Below are 22856 nucleotides of genomic sequence, written 5' to 3' on the forward strand. Positions count from 1 at the left end.
TGCACCCCCGGTTCACTGCGAGGACGACCGAGCGTAGTCAGGCCGCTTCGCTGCTCGCAAGGCGTCCACCACGATGTCGGTGGACCGCTCGATCGTGACGGTGGCCTGTTCCTTCTCGAGAGTCTGCACCACGCCTCCGGGGATGTTGAGCGCCGGCTCCAGGTCCTGCGGCTTGCCGATGACCTTGAAACGATAGGGCGCGTTGATCTTGTTCCCGTCGACGCTCACGCCCTTGCCGGAGTCGGCGAGATAGGTGCCGGCGACGACCCTGACGCCGTTGACCTGAATCGCCTCCGCGCCCGCGGCGCGCAGCTCCTGGATCGCGTCGAGCAGCATGTCCGCCTCGACCGTCCCCTTCGTGTCCACGATCGTCATGGTGATGCCGGGCCCCTGCGCGGCCACCGTGCCCGCCAGGATGCCGAGTTGCCTCTCCTTCTCGATCGTCTGCTTCCTGGCCTCCTCGGCCTGGTCCGAGCTGTTCTCCAGCTCGTCGCGCTGCTGCTCGAGACCCCGCTTCTCGTCCTCAAGACGCTGAGTACGGTCATCCAGTTCATCGAGGATGCGGACAAGATCTTCCTGCCGCGCACCCCGCAGGGCGCTGTCGCTGTCGCTGTTCGAGGCCACCTGCACGGCCAGCCCGAACCCCAGACCGAACAACAGCACCGCGACGATGAGTTGGGCCCGGGTGACACGCGGCGGCCACAGCCCCTTCACCAGCCGCTGCCGGCCGGTCAGCCGCGGCCCGGGGTCCGGCTGCGGTTCCGGTACCTGCTCGGGCTCCGGCTCCTTCGGCGCCTCCTCGGCGGCAGGCGCCGCCGCGGGCATCTCCTGAGGCAGTTCCTTGCGCAGCCTGTTCCCGGACTCGCCGCCGCCGTCGCGCGTGTCGCCCCGGTCCTCGGCGGTCTTCTCGTCGTGATCGCTCATCCGCCTCACGCCCGGAACACGTGCCGGCGGATCGCCGCGGCGTTGGAGAAGATCCGGATGCCGAGGACGACCACCACACCGGTGGACAGCTGGGCGCCCACGCCCAGCTTGTCGCCCAGGAACACGATCAACGCGGCCACGACGACGTTCGACAGGAACGACACCACGAAGACCTTGTCGTCGAAGATGCCGTCGAGCATGGCCCGCAGGCCGCCGAAAACGGCGTCGAGCGCCGCCACGACAGCGATCGGCAGATAAGGCTCGACCACCGCCGGAACCTCAGGCCGGACCAACAGGCCGGCCACGACTCCCACGACGAGGCCCAGTACGGCGATCACGATGTGCCCTTCTCACTCTTCTCAACGCTCGGCTGTGCTGTACGTACGGTCACACTCGGTGCGGCAGGCAGCCGGAGGTCGTCCTCCACGGAGATGCCTGTCCTGATGCCGTAGCTCTCCTGCAGCGCATTCAGATACAACCCGTCCGCGCTGTTCTGGAACCGCGTGCTCAGCCGCTGTCCGTCCCCCACCGCCAGCACCGTGTACGGCGGCACCAGCGGCTTGTTGTCGACCAGTATGGCGTCACCGGCGGCCCTGATCGCGGACAGCGCCGTCAGCCGCTGTCCGTTGATCGAGACGGCCTCGGCACCCGACTCCCACAACCCGTTCACCACGCGCTGCATGTCCCGGTCCCGCACCCGGCCGGTGTCGGAGAACCCGGAGGTCTCGCGCGGGTCGCCGTCGCCGCCCGTGGCGGCTTCCTTGGCGTCGTTCACCACGAGCTTCACGCCGGGGCCGTGCACCGCGACCGCGCCCGACAGGATGCCCGCCAGGTCGGAGTCCGCGCTGCCGCCGCTGTTCCTCAGCGCCTCGCGCTGCCGTGCGCTCACGTCCGCGCGCAGCTCGTCGACGGAGTCCTCCAGCTTGTCGGCCGCGTCCGTCTCCCGGTCGATGCGGTCGACGAGCTCTTCCCGCTCCTTGGCGACGACCGGAGCCGCGACCCGCGCCTGCGCCGCTCCGAGGGTCACGACGAGCGCCGCGAGCACCAGTCCGGCGGCGAGCCCCAGCTTCGCCCGGAGCGTCTTCGGCATGCCGCTGTCTCCCGCGGCCTTCTTGCGCGCCGCGGCCTCGGCATATCCGTCGTCGAGGCTGTGGTCCATGACGTTGGTCAGCAACGACATGGACGCATCCGGGCGCCGGGGCCGCGCGGGTGTGCTCCGAATGGGGGGTTGCTGCGGCATGCCGCACATCGTCGCACGTCGCGAGCACTACCTCCGAACGGCCCCACCGGCGTGCCGGACAGGCCCCGTTGGGACACGTGTCCGGCACGCACGCGTGCAGCCCGTTCTACCGGCCGGCGCTGTCCACGACCGCCGACCATTCGTCCAGCAGCGCCTGCGCGGAGGCGTCGTCCGGCCCTTCGGCCCACAGGTGGGTGACGGCTTCGGCCGGATCGGGCAGCACCATCACCCAGCGGCCGTCGGTCTCCACCACCCGTACCCCGTCCGTGGTGTCCACGAAGCGATCTCCGGCCGCTTCGACGACCCGCCGCATCACGAGCCCCTTGACGGCCCACGGGGTCGCCAGATCGCGCTTCAGGACGTGCGCCCGCGGGATCCGCGCGTCGATCTGGCTGAGCGTGAGCTGCGTCCGCGCCACGAGCCCGATGAGCCGCACAAAGGCCGCGGTGGCGTCATACACGCTGCTGAACTCGGGGACGATGAAGCCGCCCTTGCCGTCACCGCCGAAGATCGTCCCTTCCTCACCGCCGACCCGTGTGAGGTCGTCGGGAGAGGTGGTCGTCCACTCGACCTGCGTCCCGTGGTACGCCGCCACCTGTTCGGCGATCCGGGTCGTGGTCACCGGCAGCGCGACCCGGCCGCTGCGCCGCTCGGCGGCGACGAGGTCCAGCATCACGAGCAGCGCCCGGTCGTCCTCGATGATCCGCCCCTTCTCGTCGACGAGCGACAGCCGCTCACCGACCGGGTCGAACCGCACGCCGAACGCGGCCCCCGAGGACGCCACGATCTCCCCGAGACGCACCATCCCTGACCGCCGCATGTCGGCCGTCTCCGTGGGCCTGGACTCGTCGAGGCCGGGGTTGATCGTCAGGGAGTCCACCCCGAGCTTGCCGAGGAGGCTCGGCAGGACGAGTCCCGCGCTTCCGTTGGACGCGTCGACGACGACCTTCAGCCCGGACTCGGAGATGCCCGTCGTGTCGACGTTCCGCAGCAACGACCCGGTGTACGAGTCGAAGACGCTGGCCGGGAAGTGCAGATCTCCGATCTCACCGGGGAACGCCCGACGGTACTCCTGCCGCGCGAACACCCGGTCCAGCTTCCGCTGGCTGCCCTGCGACAGGTCCGCGCCGTTCCCATCGAAGAACATGATGTCCACGGAATCCGGCACCCCGGGCGTGGTGCGGATCATGATCCCGCCCGCACTGCCCCGCGCGGTCTGCTGCCGGGCGACCGGCAGCGGAACGTTCTCCAGGTCGCGCACGTCGATCGCGCTGGCCTGCAGCGCGGAGATCACCGCCCGCTTGAGCGCACGGGCACCCCGGGAGTGGTCCCGGGCCGTGGTGACGGTCGAGCCCTTCTTCAGCGTCGTCGCGTACGCGCCTGCGAGGCGGACCGCGAGCTCCGGCGTGATCTCCACGTTCAGGATGCCGGACACACCACGGGCACCGAAGAGATGCGCCTGCCCCCTGGATTCCCAGATCACCGAGGTGTTGACGAAGGCGCCGGCCTCGATGGTCTTGAAGGGATAGACGCGGACATTGCCCTGGACGATCGATTCTTCACCGATCAGGCACTCATCACCGATGACCGCCCCGTCCTCGATCCGTGCCGCACGCATGATGTCGGTGTTCTTGCCGACCACGCAGCCACGCAGATTGCTGTGCGGCCCCACGTAGACGTTGTCGTGGACGACGGCCTTGTGCAGGAACGCGCCGCTCTTCACGACCACGTTGGAGCCCACGACGGTGTGCTCGCGGATCTCGGAGCCCGCCTCGACCTTGGCGTAGTCACCGATGTACACGGGCCCGCGGAGAACGGCGTCGGGATGCACCTCCGCTCCCTCGGCGACCCAGACGCCCGGGGAGATCTCGAACCCGTCGACGTCGACGTCGACCTTGCCCTCCAGGACATCGGCCTGGGCCTTCACATAGCTCTCGTGCGTGCCGACGTCCTCCCAGTAGCCCTCGGCGATGTAGCCGTAGATGGGCTTGCCTTCCTTCATCAGCTGCGGGAAGACATCGCCGGACCAGTCGACGGGCACGTCGGGCTCGACATAGTCGAAGACCTCGGGCTCCATCACGTAGATCCCGGTGTTCACGGTGTCGGAGAAGACCTGGCCCCAGGTGGGCTTCTCCAGGAAGCGCTCCACCTTGCCTTCTTCGTCGACAATGGTGATACCGAATTCCAGCGGATTGGGCACACGCGTCAGACAGACCGTGACGAGCGCACCCTTCTCCTTGTGGAAATTGATGAGCTCGGTGAGGTCGAAATCCGTCAGAGCATCGCCGGAGATGACGAGGAAGGCATCGTCCTTCAGCGCTTCCTCTGCGTTCTTGACGCTTCCGGCGGTACCGAGTGGCTTCTCCTCGTTGGCATAGGTGAGCTCCATACCGAGCTCTTCGCCGTCACCGAAGTAGTTCTTGACGAGCGACGCCAGGAACTGGACAGTCACGACTGTTTCGTTGAGCCCATGCCTCTTGAGCAGCCGCAGAACATGCTCCATGATCGGCCGGTTGGCCACCGGCAGGAGCGGCTTGGGCATGCTTGAGGTCATAGGACGAAGGCGCGTGCCTTCGCCTCCGGCCATCACGACGGCCTTCATGTCGGAAGCGTCCTCCTCGAAGAGACGGTCTGGCCGACTTCCCCCGCCAGGATTGTCCCGCACATATCCAGCACGGGCCATCGCTCCGCTACGGCAGCAGGACCATCCGGGAGTTCAATCGGTCGTGGCGTCCGCACGGACCAGGCGGCGGACTTGTACCACGTAGAGGACTCCTGCCCACCAGTACAGCGTTGTACCCCACCCGGCGAACGCCCATCCGAAAATAGCAGCCAGTGACGAGATCCAGCCACTTCCGTCACTGAGTAGAAGCAGGGGGAAGGCGTACATCAGGTTGAAGGTCGCGGCCTTACCCAGGAAGTTCACCTGGGGCGGCGGATAGCCGTGCCGGCGGAGGATGCCGACCATGACCAGCAGAACCAGCTCTCGCGCCAGAAGTAGAGCGGTCAACCAGAGGGGCAGGATCTCGCGCCAGGTGAGGCCGACCAGGGTCGAGAGAATGTAGAGCCGATCGGCCGCTGGATCGAGGAGCCGGCCGAGGCTGCTGATCTGGTTCCAGCGCCGCGCGAGTTTGCCGTCCAGATAGTCACTGACACCGCTCAGGGCCAGCACCAGAAGGGCCCAGCCGTCACTTTGGGGCCCACCGAACTCAGGCCGCAGGATCAGCCACAGGAACACGGGCACGCCGACGAGGCGCGCCATGCTGAGGATGTTCGGGATGGTGAGCACACGGTCCGTCTGGACGCGAGTCTCCTGAACCTCCACCCGGGGGCCTCCTGTGGGAAATGTACCGACGATGCCCCCTGACCTTACCTCAACGCAAAAAAGCTCTGGCTCTTGGGCTGTGTACCCAAGAGCCAGAGCTCTAATTGAAGTTCGGCGGCGTCCTACTCTCCCACAGGGTCCCCCCTGCAGTACCATCGGCGCTGTAAGGCTTAGCTTCCGGGTTCGGAATGTAACCGGGCGTTTCCCCTACGCTATAACCACCGAAACACTATGAAACTGTCGAACCATGCCACACCATACCGTGACCATGGCATGGGGCTGTTCGTGGTTTCAGAACCAACACAGTGGACGCGAGCAACTGAGGACAAGCCCTCGGCCTATTAGTACCGGTCAACTCCACACGTTACCGTGCTTCCATATCCGGCCTATCAACCCAGTCGTCTACTGGGAGCCTTACCCTCTCAAGGAGGTGGGAATACTCATCTCGAAGCAGGCTTCCCGCTTAGATGCTTTCAGCGGTTATCCCTCCCGAACGTAGCCAACCAGCCATGCCCTTGGCAGGACAACTGGCACACCAGAGGTTCGTCCGTCCCGGTCCTCTCGTACTAGGGACAGCCCTTCTCAATATTCCTACGCGCACAGCGGATAGGGACCGAACTGTCTCACGACGTTCTAAACCCAGCTCGCGTACCGCTTTAATGGGCGAACAGCCCAACCCTTGGGACCGACTCCAGCCCCAGGATGCGACGAGCCGACATCGAGGTGCCAAACCATCCCGTCGATATGGACTCTTGGGGAAGATCAGCCTGTTATCCCGGGGTACCTTTTATCCGTTGAGCGACGGCGCTTCCACAAGCCACCGCCGGATCACTAGTCCCGACTTTCGTCCCTGCTCGACCCGTCGGTCTCACAGTCAAGCTCCCTTGTGCACTTACACTCAACACCTGATTGCCAACCAGGCTGAGGGAACCTTTGGGCGCCTCCGTTACTCTTTAGGAGGCAACCGCCCCAGTTAAACTACCCATCAGACACTGTCCCTGATCCGGATCACGGACCCAGGTTAGACATCCAGCACGACCAGACTGGTATTTCAACGACGACTCCCCCTGAACTGGCGTCCAGAGTTCACAGTCTCCCAGCTATCCTACACAAGCCGAACCGAACACCAATATCAAACTGTAGTAAAGGTCCCGGGGTCTTTCCGTCCTGCTGCGCGAAACGAGCATCTTTACTCGTAGTGCAATTTCACCGGGCCTATGGTTGAGACAGTCGAGAAGTCGTTACGCCATTCGTGCAGGTCGGAACTTACCCGACAAGGAATTTCGCTACCTTAGGATGGTTATAGTTACCACCGCCGTTTACTGGCGCTTAAGTTCTCAGCTTCGCCCAGACGAATCTGAGCTAACCGGTCCCCTTAACGTTCCAGCACCGGGCAGGCGTCAGTCCGTATACATCGCCTTACGGCTTCGCACGGACCTGTGTTTTTAGTAAACAGTCGCTTCTCGCTGGTCTCTGCGGCCACCCCCAGCTCACCGTGTAAAACGGATCACCAGACGTGGCCCCCCTTCTCCCGAAGTTACGGGGGCATTTTGCCGAGTTCCTTAACCATAGTTCACCCGAACGCCTCGGTATTCTCTACCTGACCACCTGAGTCGGTTTAGGGTACGGGCCGCCATGAAACTCGCTAGAGGCTTTTCTCGACAGCGTAGGATCATCCACTTCACCACAATCGGCTCGGCATCAGGTCTCAGCCTCATGTGATCCGGATTTACCTGGATCACGGCCTACACCCTTACCCCGGGACAACCACCGCCCGGGATGGACTACCTTCCTGCGTCACCCCATCACTCACCTACTAACCGCTTGGTTCAGCGGCTCCACCACTCCCCTTTGCCCGAAGGCTCCAGGGCGGCTTCACGGCCTTAGCATCACGATGCTCGATGTTTGACGCTTCACAGCGGGTACCGGAATATCAACCGGTTATCCATCGACTACGCCTGTCGGCCTCGCCTTAGGTCCCGACTTACCCTGGGCAGATCAGCTTGACCCAGGAACCCTTAGTCAATCGGCGCACACGTTTCTCACGTGTGTATCGCTACTCATGCCTGCATTCTCACTCGTGAACCGTCCACAACTACCTTCCGGTGCTGCTTCACCCGGCACACGACGCTCCCCTACCCATCCACACAGGCGTTGGCCCTATTGTGTGAATGACACGACTTCGGCGGTACGCTTGAGCCCCGCTACATTGTCGGCGCGGAATCACTAGACCAGTGAGCTATTACGCACTCTTTCAAGGGTGGCTGCTTCTAAGCCAACCTCCTGGTTGTCTCTGCGACTCCACATCCTTTCCCACTTAGCGTACGCTTAGGGGCCTTAGTCGATGCTCTGGGCTGTTTCCCTCTCGACCATGGAGCTTATCCCCCACAGTCTCACTGCCGCGCTCTCACTTACCGGCATTCGGAGTTTGGCTAAGGTCAGTAACCCGGTAGGGCCCATCGCCTATCCAGTGCTCTACCTCCGGCAAGAAACACACGACGCTGCACCTAAATGCATTTCGGGGAGAACCAGCTATCACGGAGTTTGATTGGCCTTTCACCCCTAACCACAGGTCATCCCCCAGGTTTTCAACCCTGGTGGGTTCGGTCCTCCACGAAGTCTTACCTCCGCTTCAACCTGCCCATGGCTAGATCACTCCGCTTCGGGTCTTGAGCGTGCTACTGAAACGCCCTATTCGGACTCGCTTTCGCTACGGCTTCCCCACACGGGTTAACCTCGCAACACACCGCAAACTCGCAGGCTCATTCTTCAAAAGGCACGCAGTCACGAGATGGAAGCAAGCTTCCATCCGACGCTCCCACGGCTTGTAGGCACACGGTTTCAGGTACTATTTCACTCCGCTCCCGCGGTACTTTTCACCATTCCCTCACGGTACTATCCGCTATCGGTCACCAGGGAATATTTAGGCTTAGCGGGTGGTCCCGCCAGATTCACACGGGATTTCTCGGGCCCCGTGCTACTTGGGTGTCTCTCAAACGAGCCGCTGATGTTTCGACTACGGGGGTCTTACCCTCTACGCCGGACCTTTCGCATGTCCTTCGCCTACATCAACGGTTTCTGACTCGTCCTGTTGCCGGCAGACAACAGAAGAGAGATCCCACAACCCCGCATACGCAACCCCTGCCGGGTCTCACACGTATACGGTTTAGCCTCATCCGGTTTCGCTCGCCACTACTCCCGGAATCACGGTTGTTTTCTCTTCCTGCGGGTACTGAGATGTTTCACTTCCCCGCGTTCCCTCCACACTGCCTATGTGTTCAGCAGCGGGTGACAGCCCATGACGACTGCCGGGTTTCCCCATTCGGAAACCCCCGGATCAAAGCCTGGTTGACGGCTCCCCGGGGACTATCGTGGCCTCCCACGTCCTTCATCGGTTCCTGGTGCCAAGGCATCCACCGTGCGCCCTTAAAAACTTGGCCACAGATGCTCGCGTCCACTGTGCAGTTCTCAAACAACGACCAGCCACCCATCACCCCGCCCTCACAGGCGAGTTCACTGGGGCCGGCGACTGAGGAAGTTCATTCCCTCAGACACCCAACAGCGTGCCCGGCCAAGTCCCGTCCGGAGATCGTGCGTTCCACGCTCTTGCGAGCAGTACTAGCAGCCTCCGACCCGAGGTCCTGACCGAATAGTCAACGTTCCACCCATGAGCAACCAGCATCAGACATTCGCCGATGTACTGGCCTCTGACCTCACCCCGAAGGGATCGGTAAGAAGTGCTCCTTAGAAAGGAGGTGATCCAGCCGCACCTTCCGGTACGGCTACCTTGTTACGACTTCGTCCCAATCGCCAGTCCCACCTTCGACAGCTCCCTCCCACAAGGGGTTGGGCCACCGGCTTCGGGTGTTACCGACTTTCGTGACGTGACGGGCGGTGTGTACAAGGCCCGGGAACGTATTCACCGCAGCAATGCTGATCTGCGATTACTAGCAACTCCGACTTCATGGGGTCGAGTTGCAGACCCCAATCCGAACTGAGACCGGCTTTTTGAGATTCGCTCCACCTCGCGGTATCGCAGCTCATTGTACCGGCCATTGTAGCACGTGTGCAGCCCAAGACATAAGGGGCATGATGACTTGACGTCGTCCCCACCTTCCTCCGAGTTGACCCCGGCGGTCTCCTGTGAGTCCCCATCACCCCGAAGGGCATGCTGGCAACACAGAACAAGGGTTGCGCTCGTTGCGGGACTTAACCCAACATCTCACGACACGAGCTGACGACAGCCATGCACCACCTGTACACCGACCACAAGGGGGGCACTATCTCTAATGCTTTCCGGTGTATGTCAAGCCTTGGTAAGGTTCTTCGCGTTGCGTCGAATTAAGCCACATGCTCCGCTGCTTGTGCGGGCCCCCGTCAATTCCTTTGAGTTTTAGCCTTGCGGCCGTACTCCCCAGGCGGGGAACTTAATGCGTTAGCTGCGGCACCGACGACGTGGAATGTCGCCAACACCTAGTTCCCACCGTTTACGGCGTGGACTACCAGGGTATCTAATCCTGTTCGCTCCCCACGCTTTCGCTCCTCAGCGTCAGTAATGGCCCAGAGATCCGCCTTCGCCACCGGTGTTCCTCCTGATATCTGCGCATTTCACCGCTACACCAGGAATTCCGATCTCCCCTACCACACTCTAGCTAGCCCGTATCGAATGCAGACCCGGGGTTAAGCCCCGGGCTTTCACACCCGACGTGACAAGCCGCCTACGAGCTCTTTACGCCCAATAATTCCGGACAACGCTCGCGCCCTACGTATTACCGCGGCTGCTGGCACGTAGTTAGCCGGCGCTTCTTCTGCAGGTACCGTCACTTTCGCTTCTTCCCTGCTGAAAGAGGTTTACAACCCGAAGGCCGTCATCCCTCACGCGGCGTCGCTGCATCAGGCTTTCGCCCATTGTGCAATATTCCCCACTGCTGCCTCCCGTAGGAGTCTGGGCCGTGTCTCAGTCCCAGTGTGGCCGGTCGCCCTCTCAGGCCGGCTACCCGTCGTCGCCTTGGTGAGCCATTACCTCACCAACAAGCTGATAGGCCGCGGGCTCATCCTTCACCGCCGGAGCTTTTAACCTCCACCCAGGAGGATGGAAGTGTTATCCGGTATTAGACCCCGTTTCCAGGGCTTGTCCCAGAGTGAAGGGCAGATTGCCCACGTGTTACTCACCCGTTCGCCACTAATCCCCACCGAAGTGGTTCATCGTTCGACTTGCATGTGTTAAGCACGCCGCCAGCGTTCGTCCTGAGCCAGGATCAAACTCTCCGTGAATGTTTTCCCGTAATCGGGATGAACACCACGAGAGCGGAACAGTCAGGCGGAATAGGCCCGACCGTTCACAGCGTCCTCGCTGTGTTTTCTTCAAAGGAACCTCGCCCCAGCCGTTATGACCGGAGACGGGGTATCAACATATCTGGCGTTGACTTTTGGCACGCTGTTGAGTTCTCAAGGAACGGTCGCTTCCTTTGTACTCACCCTCTCGGGCTTTCCTCTGGGCGCTTCCCTTCGGTGCTCCAAACTCTATCAGTGTTTTTCCGGCCCTCTGACCACCCTCCTGCAGGCACGCAGAAAGTGACCCAAAGTTAGGATCTGACAAGTTTGGTTGCCGCCCGGCCAGGACGCTATGGCGCATCGCTCAGCCCCAGGCAGGGGTACGACTCTACACGCGGCCGCGGAGCGGGTGCAAATCGATTTGGGGTATGGTCTAGACCACTTCGAGGTGCTCGCGCGGAACCGGCACTTCAGGTGACATACGCTGCTGAACAGTGTGCCGCCCGGTACCTACATGGACGGCCATATCGATCTCCACCCCTGGGAGGCTTCCCATGACCACCGTGACGTCCCCGCTCGCAGGACGCGCCATCGGACTGGCAGCCGTGCCGGATCCCGTCTTCTCCGGGGCCATGGTCGGCCCGGGCACAGCGATCGACCCCGTACGTGAGCCTTCCGAGGCCGTCTCGCCCGTGGACGGCGTCATCGTCTCCCTGCACCCGCACGCGTTCGTCGTCGTCGACGAGAGCGGACGCGGCGTGCTCACCCACCTCGGTATCGACACCGTGCAACTCAACGGCGAGGGTTTCGAGCTGCTCGTGAACAAGGGCGACACCGTGAGGCGCGGTCAGGGTGTCGTGCGCTGGAACCCGGCTGCCGTCGAGGCCGCCGGCAAGTCCGCGATCTGCCCGGTCGTGGCCCTGGAGGCCACCGCCGAAGCTCTCTCCGATCTTCGCATCGACGGCGAAGTGAAGGCCGGCGACAGTCTCTTCCTCTGGAAGTGACGTCAGTGCCGTCCTATGACGGCAAGTACGACAACCACCGCGGCGGCGGGGCCCGCCGCTCTATCGGAGACGGGTGAGATGGAGACAACGCTGCGAGGCGTCGGGGTGAGCCACGGTGTGGCCATCGGCGAGGTTCGGCACATGGGAACGGCGGTGCTTGAGCCGCCCGCGAAGCAGATCCCGGCGGAAGAGGCGGAGCGTGAGCAGGGGCGCGCCCGCAAGGCCGTGGAGGCGGTGGCGGCTGACCTGATGGCGCGCGGCAACCTGGCCGGCGGTGAAGCCCAGGCCGTACTCGAGGCGCAGGCCATGATGGCCCAGGACCCCGAGTTGATGGCCGATGTGGAGCGGCGGATCGCCGTCGGCAGCACGGCGGAGCGCGGGGTGTACGACGCGTTCGCCTCCTACCGCGAGCTGCTGGCGGGAGCCGGTGAGTACCTGGCTGGTCGCGTGGCCGACCTCGACGACGTGCGGAATCGTATCGTCGCCCGTCTGCTGGGGGTGCCGATGCCGGGTGTCCCCGACAGCGACGAGCCCTACGTCCTGGTTGCCCGTGACCTCGCTCCGGCCGACACCGCGCTGCTGGACCCGACTCTGGTGCTCGGCTTCGTCACCGAGGAGGGCGGTCCGACCAGCCACAGCGCGATTCTGGCTCGGGCGCTCGGTGTGCCGGCCGTGGTGGCGCTGCCGGGTGCCGGTGAGCTCGCCGAGGGCACGATGATCGCGGTCGACGGCAGCACGGGCGAGATCTTCGTGGACCCGAGCGACGAGAAGAAGGCTCGGCTCGAGGCCGCGGCCGCCGAGCGCAAAGCCGCGTTGGCTGCGTCCACCGGGCCCGGTGCCACTGCGGACGGTCACAAGGTGCCGCTGCTCGCGAACATCGGCGGTCCCGCTGATGTGGCGGCCGCCGTCGAGGCCGGTGCCGAGGGAGTGGGTCTCTTCCGTACCGAGTTCCTCTTCCTGGACGACAGCAAGCAGGCGCCCTCCGAGGAGAAGCAGGTCGCTGCGTACCGGCAGGTGCTCGAGGCGTTCCCCGAGGGGCGTGTCGTGGTGCGGGTGCTGGACGCGGGCGCGGACAAGCCGCTCGACTTCCTCACGCCGGCCGACGAGCCGAACCCGGCGCTCGGTGTGCGGGGTCTGCGGACGCTCCTCGACCACCCGGAGGTCCTTCGTACCCAGCTGACCGCGCTGGCCAAGGCCGCGGAGGGGCTGCCCGTCTACCTTGAGGTCATGGCCCCGATGGTGGCGGACCGTACGGATGCCCGGGCCTTCGCGGATGCCTGCCGTGCTGCTGGGCTGCGGGCGAAGTTCGGCGCGATGGTCGAGATCCCGTCGGCCGCGCTGCGAGCCCGCTCGATCCTTCAGGAGGTTGAGTTCCTGTCGCTGGGGACGAACGATCTCGCTCAGTACACCTTCGCCGCCGACCGTCAGGTGGGCGCTGTGTCCCGTCTGCAGGATCCGTGGCAGCCCGCTCTGCTCGACCTGGTGGAACTGTCCGCCGAGGCGGCCAAGGCCGAGGGCAAGAGCTGTGGTGTCTGCGGTGAGGCCGCGTCCGACCCGCTGCTCGCGTGTGTGCTGACCGGTCTGGGCGTCACCTCTCTCTCGATGGGTGCCGCGTCGATTCCCTATGTCCGGGCGACGCTGGCGAAGTACACGCTGGCGCAGTGCGAGCGGGCCGCTGCGGCGGCTCGGGCGACGGACAGCGCTGAGGACGCGCGCAGCGCCGCGCAGGCGGTGCTGTCGGGCGAATAGGCCGGGCCGGGCCGCGACGACGGTTTCCCGGGAGGGGCGCTCCACTGAGGTGGGGCGCCCCTCCCGGCGTTTCAGTGCTGGTGTCCAGGGGTTGGTTTCTCCTCCCCGAGGTCGGGTGGCGCGCAGTAGTCGACGTTGGATTCCGGGGAGATCAGGTCTCCGGATTCGACGTCGGTGCAGTAGGCGTCGAAGACCTCTCCTGCGGTGAGGGGGTCGAGTCCGTATGCGCGCATGCGCCAGCCGTAGACGCGGTCGAGTGTGTCCGGGGCGCTGACGCGGATGACGAGTCCTCCGGGGCTCCCGGTGGCCAGGCCGAGGGCGAGGACGGTGGTGAATTCGAGGGCTTCGGTTTCGTTCAGTTCCAGGGAAGCTCCGTCGTCGGTGATGTGGAGGGCGGCGGTGAGGGTCTCGGGCGGTCCGGTGACGCTGCAGACGAGGTGGCGGTCGCCGGGTGGGGCGGTGTCGAGGATGCGGACGAGCAGGCCCGCGGCTCGGGTGAAGGCGGCGCGTCCGATGTCCTCGCCGCAGGAGGTGCAGGCGCCCAGGCGGGCGAGGAGGGTGGTCGCGTACTCCCTGGTGGCCTGCCGTACGGCTTCGTCGACGAGGGCCGGGAGCAGGTCGGCCAGTGGGCGGCCGTCGTAGGGAAGGGTCGGGCCTGTGGCTGCGATCTGTGCGGTGAAGCGTGTGCGGCTCGACGGGTGGTCGGGGTCCAGGCCCTTCTGTGTGCAGAACTCGGCGTACTCCTCGGGGTCGAAGAGGGCCACCGTGGTGTGGCTGCCCTGCACCGCGCGGGTCCTGAGGAGGGCCTCCACCTGTTTCAGGTAGGTCGCGTGGTCGGCGAAGGCGAAGCTGCGGTAGCGCCGCATGGCCCGGAAATCATGCTCGTCGGTCAGCAGGCCGATGGTGCCGGCGATCTCGCGGTGCAGGACGCGTCGCATGGTCCGGTTGTCGGTGTGCGCCATTGTTTCCCCCTGTGCACGGTCGATCAATGCTCACTCACAGTAATCGCCAGCACTGACAATGGCCCCTGCTCCGGGGGATCGCGTGCTCAGTTGACACCGGAAAGAGCAGGTCACAGCGGGGGTAGCCGTGTGACCTGCGCCCCGAGCTCCGGTGACGGGGAGTCGTCTGACGGGGTGGTGGGGGTCAGGCGCGCTTACGGGCCAGGTCCTCGTAGAAGCTCAGCAGGTCGAGGTTGTCGATGGAGCCCGGGTTGACCGCCTTCTCCAGCGGGGTGCCCTGGAGGAGGCGCTTGACGGGGACCTCGATGCGCTTGCCGGTGAGGGTGTGCGGGACGCCGGGTACTTCGATGATCTCGTCGGGGACGTGGCGCGGAGACAGCTGCTCGCGGATCGTCTGCCTGATGCGGTTCAGCAGGGCCTCGTCGAGGACGGCTCCAGGGGCCAGGTGCACGAAGAGGGGCATCCAGTAGCCGCCGTCGGGCTGCTCCATGCCGATGACGAGGGACTCCCTGATCTCGGGGAGCCGCTCGACGGCTTCGTAGATGTCGGCGGATCCCATGCGGACGCCCTGGCGGTTGAGCGTGGAGTCGGAGCGGCCGTGGATGACGACGGATCCGCGGGAGGTGACGGTGATCCAGTCGCCGTGCCGCCACACACCGGGGTAGGTGTCGAAGTAGCTGTCGTGGTAGCGGCTGCCGTCGGGGTCGTTCCAGAAGTGGATGGGCATCGACGGCATGGGGTTGGTGACGACGAGTTCGCCGACCTCGTCGATGAGGGGGCTGCCGTCGGTGTTCCAGGACTGGAGGTCGGTGCCGAGGCACGGGGCCTGGAGCTCGCCGACGTGGACCGGGAGGGTCGGTACGGCTCCGGCGAAGCAGGAGCACACGTCGGTGCCGCCGCTGACGGAGGCGATCCACAGGTCGTCGCGGACCTCGTCGTGGAGCCAGCGGAAGCCGTCGGGCGGCAGGGGCGAGCCTGTGGTGGCGACGCACTGGACCGAGGAGAGGTCGAAGTCGCGGGAGGGATGCACGCCCGCCTTGCGGCAGGCCATGACGTAGGCGGCGGAGGTGCCGTACAGGGTGGCCTTCGTGCGTTCGGCGATGCGCCACTGGGCGCCGGTGTCGGGGTAGCCGGGGCTGCCGTCGTAGAGGACGATCGTGGTGCCGGTGAGCAGGCCGGAGACGAGGAAGTTCCACATCATCCAGCCGGTCGAGGTGTACCAGAAGAAGCGGTCCTCGGGGCCGAGGTCGCAGTGCAGGCCGAGTTGCTTGAGGTGCTCGACCAGGATGCCGCCCTGGGACTGGACGATGGCCTTGGGCAGGCCCGTCGTGCCGGAGGAGTAGAGCACCCACAGGGGGTGGTCGAAGGGCACCTGCTCGAAGACGGGGTCCGGGTCGGCCGAGGTCAGGGCCGACCACTCCAGGGCTCCCTGGGGTGCCTCGGTGCCGAGGAGCGGGATGTGGATCACTGCGCGCAGGGTGGGCAGCTCGTGGCGCAGTTCGGCGACGACCTCGCGTCGGTCGTGCTCCTTGCCGCCGTAGCGGTAGCCGTCGACCGTGAAGAGCACGACCGGTTCGACCTGCTGGAAGCGGTCGAGGACACTGCGGGCGCCGAAGTCGGGCGCACAGGACGTCCAGACCGCGCCTACGGCGGCTGTGGCGAGGAGGGCGACCACCGCCTGCGGGACGTTCGGGAGGTAGCCGCTGACGCGGTCGCCGGGGCGTACTCCGAGGGCGCGCAGTTCGGCGGCGAGGGAGCCGACCTGGCGGCGCAGCTCGGCCCAGGTGACGGGGCGTGGTTCGTGGGTCTCGTCGACGTGGAGGAGGGCCGGTTCGTCCGCGCGGCTGTCGGCCGCGCGCAGGGCGTGTTCGGCGTAGTTGAGGGTCGCTTCGGGGAACCACTGGGCACCCGGCATCGAGCGGTCGCCCAGCACGCGCGCGTAGGGGTGCGAGAAGCGGACGTCGAACCACTCGGTGACGGCTTTCCAGAAGGTGTCCAGGTCGTCGACGGACCAGCGCTGCAGGGCCGCGTAGCCGCCTTCGGCGGGGGCGCCGTGGTGTTCGGCGGCCCAGGCCTGGAACCTGGTGATCCGTGCCCGGGCGATGCGCCCGGGGTCGGGCTGCCAGAGCGGCTGGAAACGGTCGGTCGGCATGGTCGGCTCCCGGACTGTGCGCGTCGTGTGCGTCCTCCGCGCACGGGCTGGGGTGTGCGCGTGAGCGGCTGGCACGGACAATGCCATGTGATCGACTTCGGCACCAGGGTGCGCCCCACATAGTCCGTGTCGTGAAGATGTGGTCTTGGCACGGGTGAACGGCAGTTGAACGGCACCCGTTTGCGAGGCGGTCAGTGGCAGGGTGAGCAGCATGAACGGTCGTGACCTGGTGCGTTCGGTGAGAGCGGTGGCTTCGGTGGGGGCGGCGCAGGGTGTGCGTACCGTACGAGCAGCGTGGCGCAGGCACCGGGCCGACGCCACCGGGCTGCCGGCACGGGGGGCGGAGCGTGCGCGGGTGCCCGGGCTCGTGGAGGACGCGGAGCCGGGGCCGGGGGGCGGTGTCGTCCGGTTCAGCCGGTCGGAGCTGCGGATTCTGGTCGCCGTGAACGGGGCCGTGTTCTGGGGCTGGGACGGGGCGGAGCCCGAGCCGTCGTACGCGCTGGCCGGCCGCTGCCCGGAGCCCGATCCGCGTGCGGTCCTGGAGCCGGACAAGGACGGCGGCTGGCGTGTGGTGGCCGAGCGGGCGACGGTGGTGGTCTCGCGGCACGGTGCGGTGGAGGTGCTCACTCCGGGTGGTGTGAGCCTGCGGCGTGATCTGCCGCCGCGGTGGTGGGAGCCGGTCGGTGGTGGCCCGGCGCGCTGGATGCAGCGGTCCGAGGTAGGCGCCGACGCGCGGTTCTTCGGACTCGGGGGGCGTGCCTCGGGTCCTCGGCTGCCGGACGGGACGTACCGGCTGTGGAACACCGATCCGGGCCGTTCCTTCTCGCCTGGTGACGACCCGCTGTACATCACGATGCCGGTGCAGCTGGTGGTGTGCGACGGAGGTACGCATCTGGCGTTCCACGACAGCTCGTGGGACGGCACGGTGACGCTGCGGGAGGGCGAGGAGGGCGCGGGTTCCGGGCACGACCGTGCCGGGACGAGCGAGCTGCGGATGGACGGTGGTCCGCTGCGCTGCTGGGTGATGGTGGGCACTCCCGCGCGCGTGCTGCTCGCCTGGGCGTCGCTCACCGGGGCGCCCGCGCTGCCGCCCGCGTGGGCGCTCGGGCACCATCACGCGCGGTGGGGGTTCGGCAGCGAGCAGGAGGTGCGGCGGATCGTCACGGGATACCTGGAACACGGTCTGCCGCTGGATGCCGTGCACCTGGACATCGACCACCTGGAGGGACATCAGGTCTTCACCGTCGACCAGGACCGCTTCCCGAAGCTGTCCGTCCTGGCCGAGGAGCTCCGGCGGGACGGCGTCAGGCTGGTGTCGATCGTCGACCCGGCTGTGAAGGCCCTGCCCGGCCATGAGGTGTACGACGGTGGGACCACCGAGGACGCGTTCGTGAGGGGCGCCTCGGGGGGCGTGGTGGAGGGGGTCGCGTGGTCCGGGGAGGCGGTGTTTCCCGATTTCACGCACGCGCGTGTGCGTGCGTGGTGGGGCGGGCTCTACGAGGAGCGGCTCGCCCAGGGCTTCTCGGGCTTCTGGCACGACCTGAACGAACCCACGTCGTTCACCGCCTTCGGTGAGTCGACGCTGCCGCGGTCGGCCCGGCACTCCCTGGAGGGGCGGGGCGGTGACCATCGCGAGGCGCACAACGTGTACGCCCTGTGCATGGCCAGGGCGGCCTACGAGGGGCTGCGGAAGCTCGCTCCCGAGGAGCGGCCGTTCCTGTTCTCCCGCTCCGGATGGGCCGGCATGCAGCGCTACGGAGGGACGTGGTCGGGGGACGTGGCCACCGGCTGGCCGGGGCTGCGGGCCTCTCTGGCCCTGGTGATGGGGCTCGGGCTGTGCGGTGTCCCGTACTCGGGGCCTGACGTCGGGGGCTTCGACGGGGATCCGTCCCCCGAGCTGTACCTGCGGTGGTTCCAGCTGGGCGCTTATCTGCCGCTGTTCCGTACGCATGCGAGTCGGCGGGCGGGGCGCCGGGAGCCGTGGGAGTTCGGTGGCGATGTGCTGGAGCACGCGCGGGTGGCGCTCGTCGAACGCCGGCGGCTGCTGCCGTACTTCATGACGCTGGCGCATCTGGCGCGGCGTACGGGAGCGCCCTATGTGCGGCCTCTGTGGTGGACGGCGCCGGAGGAGCGGGCGCTGCGGGAGTGTCAGGACGCCTTTCTGCTGGGTGACAGCCTGCTGGTGGCGCCGGTGCTGGACCCGGGCGCCGACCGGCGTGCGGTGCAGTTGCCGCGGGGGCGCTGGTACGACACCGCGACAGGGCAGGCGTACGAAGGGCCGGGGAAGGTGCTGGTCGATGCGCCCCTGTCACGCATCCCCGTGTTGGCCCGCGCGGGTGCCGTGCTTCCGGTGCGTGGGGAGGACGGGGGGCTGGAACTGGAGGTGTGGGCGCCCGCCCTGGGGCGGACCGGGGGCGGGCTGGTGGTGCCGGACGGTGGCGACGGGTGGGACGAGCCGGAGATCGAGCGCTACACCGCTCGGTGGAGGGGCTCGCGGGTGGTCGTGGAGCGGGAGGGTGAGGACGGCGGGGGCGCGCCGCCCTATCCGGTGCGCGTCCGCGGGGCCGTGGAGCGGTGAGCTCAGATGTACCGGCCCTCGAACCAGGCCCGTACGGCCAGGGTGTGCAGGGGGAAGGCGAGTTCCTCGGGCCTGCGCAGGAGGTGCCAGCCCGCTGTCTCGTCCGTGGCGGCGGAGGAGGGCAGGCCCTCGGCGGGCCGCTCCGGCAGAAGACCGAACAGCAGCAGGTGTCCGTCGGGTGAGCTCATCGCGTCGGCGAGCCGTACGTCACGGCCGGCGGCGTCGATGCCGGTTTCCTCCCGGAGTTCTCGTATGACGGCCTGCCGCCAGTCCTCCCGGTCGTCGATGTAGCCACCGGGCAGGGCGATTCCCCCGCGCGCGGGGGCGATGGTTCGGGTGATGACGACCAGGGCGGTGCCCTGGGTGTCGTACACGGGCTGGAGGGCCACCGCGACCGGGAGTGGATTGCGGTAGGCCACGGCCCCGCACACCGGGCAGGTGCGGGGCCAGCCGGTGACGCCCTCTCCGTAGGGCGCTCCGCAGCTCGAACAGTGGGAGTTCGGCGCGGAGTTGGAAGCGGAGTGCTGATTCTCGGACACGCGGCGGACTGTAGCCGATCACGGAGAGGGCGCATCGAGCAGGCTGCTCAGTGAGCGCTGGTCAGCGACTTCCTGGAGACGGGGAAGTCGAAGTAGGTGTCCGGATAGACCTCGGGCTTGAAGGTGTAGTGCCACCATTCCTCTGCCAGGTTCACGAAGCCGAGCCCTTCCAGGGTGCTCTTGAGGAGCAGCCGGTTGTGGCGCTGTAGGCCCTGGATGCGGGGGTCGAGGGTGTGCGAGAGGGTGTCGAAGCAGTCGAATCCGGTCCCCATGTCGATCGAGTTGTCGGGGAACCGCTCGCCCTGGGGAGCGAAGCATGGCACCAGGGGCTCTCCGGGGCGGTAGGGCCGGGTCGGCTTCGCCGGGAGCTTGACGAGTGTGACGTCCAGGGTGGAACCGCGACTGTGGCCGGATTTCGCCGCGATGTACCCGTCGGCGAAGAGCCGGGTCTTGTCGACGTTCGGGTAGAACTCGTCCTTCATGGCCTCGTCGTCGAGATCCTCGGCCCAGCGGACGAAGTGGTCCACCGCCCGTTGTGGCCGGTAGCAGTCGTACACCTTGAGCGTGTAGCCCTGGCGCAGGAGCTTCCGCTGGGCCTTGTGGAGGGCTTCGGCGGCGGGGCGGGTGAGGATGCAGATGGGCTGCCGGTAGCCGTCGATGCGCTCGCCGACGCAGTTGTGCGGGGTGAAATAGCGCATCTCCTGGATGATCGTCGGGTCAACGCTTCTCAGCGCCACGAAGTCCTCCGGCGCTTTGGGATCGGTGCCGGCCCGAGCGGTCGCGGTGGGGGCGGTCGATGCCAGCAAGGCGGCGAACGCGGTGATCAGGGCCCGTGCCACGGTGGTGAGTCGTGTCATGCCCTGCGTCTATCAGGAGTGAGGGCGCCGGGGAAGGGGATCGCGGGCGGCACGGCAACTGCCCGACGGACCGGGGGGTCGTGGGCTGCCGATTTTCGGCCGGCCATGGCGCACATTTCCGACGGGTCGTCATGTCCGGTGCGCGGGGAGGGCGCTGTGGCGCGTGCACACAGACCTGTAGCGGCTCGGAGAGGAGGGCCCTGGCCGCGTTGGTGCGGGGTCATGCCGCAGCGCCCGGCCCTGAGCCATACGCTGCGTGATCGCCCCGGAATCCTGCGTGAACGTCTCATGAACTGCGCTTGGGCGTACGCCGGTGGCGTCAATCATGCTCCCGTGCACTCCTGGACGGACACTCTCCGCTTCGCCTTCCAACCGGTGGTCAATCTGACGACCGGCGCGGTCGCGGGGCTGGAGATACTCGCCCGGCCGGAGACCGGTGACATTCTTGGCGAGGCCCGCCGGGACCCCGGGCTCGACTGCCGGCTGGCGGTGTCGGCGGTTCGCGCGGCGGCGCGCAGGGAGACCTTGCTTCCGCTGTTCGTCAACGTGTTCGCCGGGACAGTCGCGGACCTCGGCGGGCTCCCGTCGCTGCATGACGCAGTGCGGGAGGCGGGGCGGCTGCCCTGGGAAGTCACGGTCGATCTCTGCCCGCCGTACACGCATGTGCCGCAGCAGGCTCTGCTGGAGGCGGTGGCCACGCTGCGCGGGCAGGGCTTCCGGATCTGCGCGGACGGGATCGGGGAGGGGGACGTGCCCTTGCGGCTGCTCTCGGACCTCTCCCCCGGCCTGCTGAAGCTGGACGCGTCGCTGCTGGCACGACCGGCGGTGGTGCGGTCGATGCGGACGCTGTGCGACGGGCTGGGGGCGCTCCTGGCCGTGGAGGGCGTGGAGACCGAGGGGCAGTGTGCGGCGGCGCTGGCGGGCGGGGCGCAGCTGGCGCAGGGGGAGCTGTTCGCACCGCCGGCGCGCCTGCCCGCCGCAGACGTCTACGTCCCGCCACGCTCCCCCGCCGAGGTGGCCGCTCCGCGAACCGGGCCGTCGGTGCGGGAGTTCGTCCGGCCGGCCGCTCTGCTGCCGGCCACCGCGTCCGCGGGGCAGGTGCGCGCCCTGCTGACAGGGTCGCCGGACGTGTCCGGGGTGCTGCTCGTGGACACCACCGGCGTGCCGGTCCGGTCGGTGCACCGCTCCCGCTTCCTGCTGTCGATGTCGGGGCGCTACGGACACGCCCTGTACGCCGACCGGCCCGCGGCCAAGCTCGGTGACCCACCGCGGACGGTGGGCGTCGACGCCACGGCCTGGGAGGTCCTGGACGTGGTAGCGGTCGGAGGGCAGGACCGTACGTCGGACGACGTTGCCGTGGTGGACGAGTACGGGCGATGTGTGGGGGCCGTGCGGCTCGCGGACCTCGTGCGGGCGCTGGCGGAGACACGGGTGGAGGAGGCGGCGGGGCTCAATCCGCTGACGCGGCTGCCCGGCTCGGACGCGATCACCGGCGAGGTGGACCGGCGGATCGCTGCGGGTCGGGCGTTCGCGTTGAGCTGGCTGGACGTCGACCACTTCAAGCAGGTCAACGACGGGGCCGGCTTCGCGGCGGGCGACGAGCTGATCCGGGCGGTGGGCCGGGCGCTGCAACGGGCCGCGACGGAGGGAGCGCGCGTGGGGCACATCGGCGGGGACGACTTCCTGGTGCTCGCCGATCCGGACGGTCTCGATCCGCTGGCCGCTTCCCTGCTGGACGCCGACTGGTCGGCCGGGGGCCGGCCGGTCACGCTGTCCCTCGCGACGTTGCTGTGCACGCCGGGCAGTGTGACCGACCACCGGCAGGCGGCTGCCTGCCTGGCTCCGCTGAAGAAGGCGGCGAAGGCGTTGCACGGGGCGAGTTGGGTGCTGGGCCGGGCGGGCGTGCCGGGCCATGAGGCCCGCAGGGGCTCGCGACCGGCGCCGGCGTCGGCGGGGTGCGGGGTGGCGGCCGAGACGGGCGTGCAGGGCGTCTGAGGCGTGTGGGAGACGCTGATGCGGCTGCGGCTGCGGCCCGAACGGGCTCGTCTGCCACGGCTGCGGCTGCGGCTGCGGCTGCGGCTGCGGCTGCGGCTGCGGCTGCGGCTGCGGCTGCGGCCCGAACGGGCTCGTCTGCGGTCCCGGCGTGGGTCCTCGCCGACGAGATCCAGGCCCGGCCGCCCGCGCCCTCAGCGGGGCCCTGACAGGCCGGTCTTTGATCGGCGGGGTGCAGACAGTCGGGCCCTGATCGACAG

The 22856-nt window shown here is 67.0% G+C and carries 13 protein-coding genes and 3 rRNA genes; 4 read left to right on the forward strand and 12 right to left on the reverse strand.

The genetic code is table 11. The features are described from left to right. Positions 1-12 precede the first annotated feature (12 nt). The 8 genes from A4E84_RS06780 to A4E84_RS06815 all read right to left on the reverse strand — a co-directional run bounded on the left by A4E84_RS06780 (position 13) and on the right by A4E84_RS06815 (position 10763). On the reverse strand, positions 13-924 hold the full coding sequence (locus tag A4E84_RS06780) for a DUF881 domain-containing protein (RefSeq protein ID WP_062925680.1): 912 nt from the start codon (positions 922-924) through the stop codon (positions 13-15). 5 nt (positions 925-929) lie between these two features. Next, positions 930-1262, reverse strand: coding sequence for a small basic family protein (locus A4E84_RS06785; RefSeq protein WP_003988855.1), 333 nt, complete (start codon positions 1260-1262; stop codon positions 930-932). After that, positions 1259-2173: a DUF881 domain-containing protein gene (locus A4E84_RS06790; protein ID WP_107308280.1), complete on the reverse strand. Its 915-nt coding sequence runs from the start codon at positions 2171-2173 to the stop codon at positions 1259-1261. Before A4E84_RS06790 ends, A4E84_RS06785 begins: the two co-directional genes overlap by 4 nt. Before the next feature lie 97 nt (positions 2174-2270). After that, entirely contained in the window at positions 2271-4766 is a 2496-nt protein-coding gene (locus A4E84_RS06795) for a mannose-1-phosphate guanyltransferase (RefSeq protein WP_033307452.1), read from the reverse strand. Positions 4767-4880: 114 nt separating this feature from the next. Continuing rightward, positions 4881-5489, reverse strand: a complete 609-nt coding sequence (locus A4E84_RS06800; RefSeq protein ID WP_033307453.1) for a CDP-alcohol phosphatidyltransferase family protein — start codon at positions 5487-5489, stop codon at positions 4881-4883. A 109-nt stretch (positions 5490-5598) separates the two neighbouring features. Next, positions 5599-5715, reverse strand: a 5S ribosomal RNA gene (rrf, locus tag A4E84_RS06805). Between the two features lie 95 nt (positions 5716-5810). After that, positions 5811-8929 (reverse strand): 23S ribosomal RNA (locus A4E84_RS06810). Between the two features lie 308 nt (positions 8930-9237). After that, positions 9238-10763 (reverse strand): 16S ribosomal RNA (locus tag A4E84_RS06815). Together the 16S, 23S and 5S rRNA genes form the textbook arrangement of a ribosomal RNA operon. A gap of 554 nt (positions 10764-11317) precedes the next feature. Here A4E84_RS06815 and A4E84_RS06825 point away from each other — a divergent pair. Both A4E84_RS06825 and ptsP read left to right on the forward strand, forming a co-directional pair. Beyond that, positions 11318-11767 (forward strand): PTS sugar transporter subunit IIA, encoded by a 450-nt coding sequence (locus A4E84_RS06825; RefSeq protein ID WP_062925683.1) that lies wholly within the window; start codon positions 11318-11320, stop codon positions 11765-11767. A gap of 78 nt (positions 11768-11845) precedes the next feature. Beyond that, positions 11846-13516: a phosphoenolpyruvate--protein phosphotransferase gene (gene ptsP, locus A4E84_RS06830; RefSeq protein WP_062925684.1), complete on the forward strand. Its 1671-nt coding sequence runs from the start codon at positions 11846-11848 to the stop codon at positions 13514-13516. Positions 13517-13587: 71 nt separating this feature from the next. Here ptsP and A4E84_RS06835 read toward each other — a convergent pair whose 3' ends face one another. Beyond that, a complete protein-coding gene (locus A4E84_RS06835) occupies positions 13588-14478 on the reverse strand; it encodes a hypothetical protein (RefSeq protein WP_062925685.1) in 891 nt (296 codons plus the stop codon). A gap of 184 nt (positions 14479-14662) precedes the next feature. Next, entirely contained in the window at positions 14663-16630 is a 1968-nt protein-coding gene (locus tag A4E84_RS06840) for an acetoacetate--CoA ligase (RefSeq protein WP_062925686.1), read from the reverse strand. A 211-nt stretch (positions 16631-16841) separates the two neighbouring features. On the opposite strand from A4E84_RS06840, the gene A4E84_RS06845 reads away from it, so the two are divergent. Next, a complete protein-coding gene (locus tag A4E84_RS06845) occupies positions 16842-19208 on the forward strand; it encodes a glycoside hydrolase family 31 protein (RefSeq protein WP_062925687.1) in 2367 nt (788 codons plus the stop codon). Between the two features lie 2 nt (positions 19209-19210). Here A4E84_RS06845 and A4E84_RS06850 read toward each other — a convergent pair whose 3' ends face one another. Further along, positions 19211-19747, reverse strand: coding sequence for an NUDIX domain-containing protein (locus A4E84_RS06850; RefSeq protein ID WP_033309743.1), 537 nt, complete (start codon positions 19745-19747; stop codon positions 19211-19213). A 47-nt stretch (positions 19748-19794) separates the two neighbouring features. After that, positions 19795-20604 carry a M15 family metallopeptidase gene (locus A4E84_RS06855; protein WP_062925688.1) on the reverse strand — a complete coding sequence of 270 codons (810 nt, stop codon included), beginning with the start codon at positions 20602-20604 and terminating at the stop codon, positions 19795-19797. Positions 20605-20937: 333 nt separating this feature from the next. Between A4E84_RS06855 and A4E84_RS06860 the strand changes: the two genes are divergently transcribed. Next, complete coding sequence (locus A4E84_RS06860) at positions 20938-22599, forward strand: GGDEF domain-containing protein (protein ID WP_107308469.1); 1662 nt, start codon at positions 20938-20940, stop codon at positions 22597-22599. The last annotated feature ends 257 nt before the right edge of the window (positions 22600-22856 follow it).

The organism is Streptomyces qaidamensis, assembly GCF_001611795.1.
GTDB classification, from domain to species: Bacteria; Actinomycetota; Actinomycetes; order Streptomycetales; family Streptomycetaceae; genus Streptomyces; species Streptomyces qaidamensis.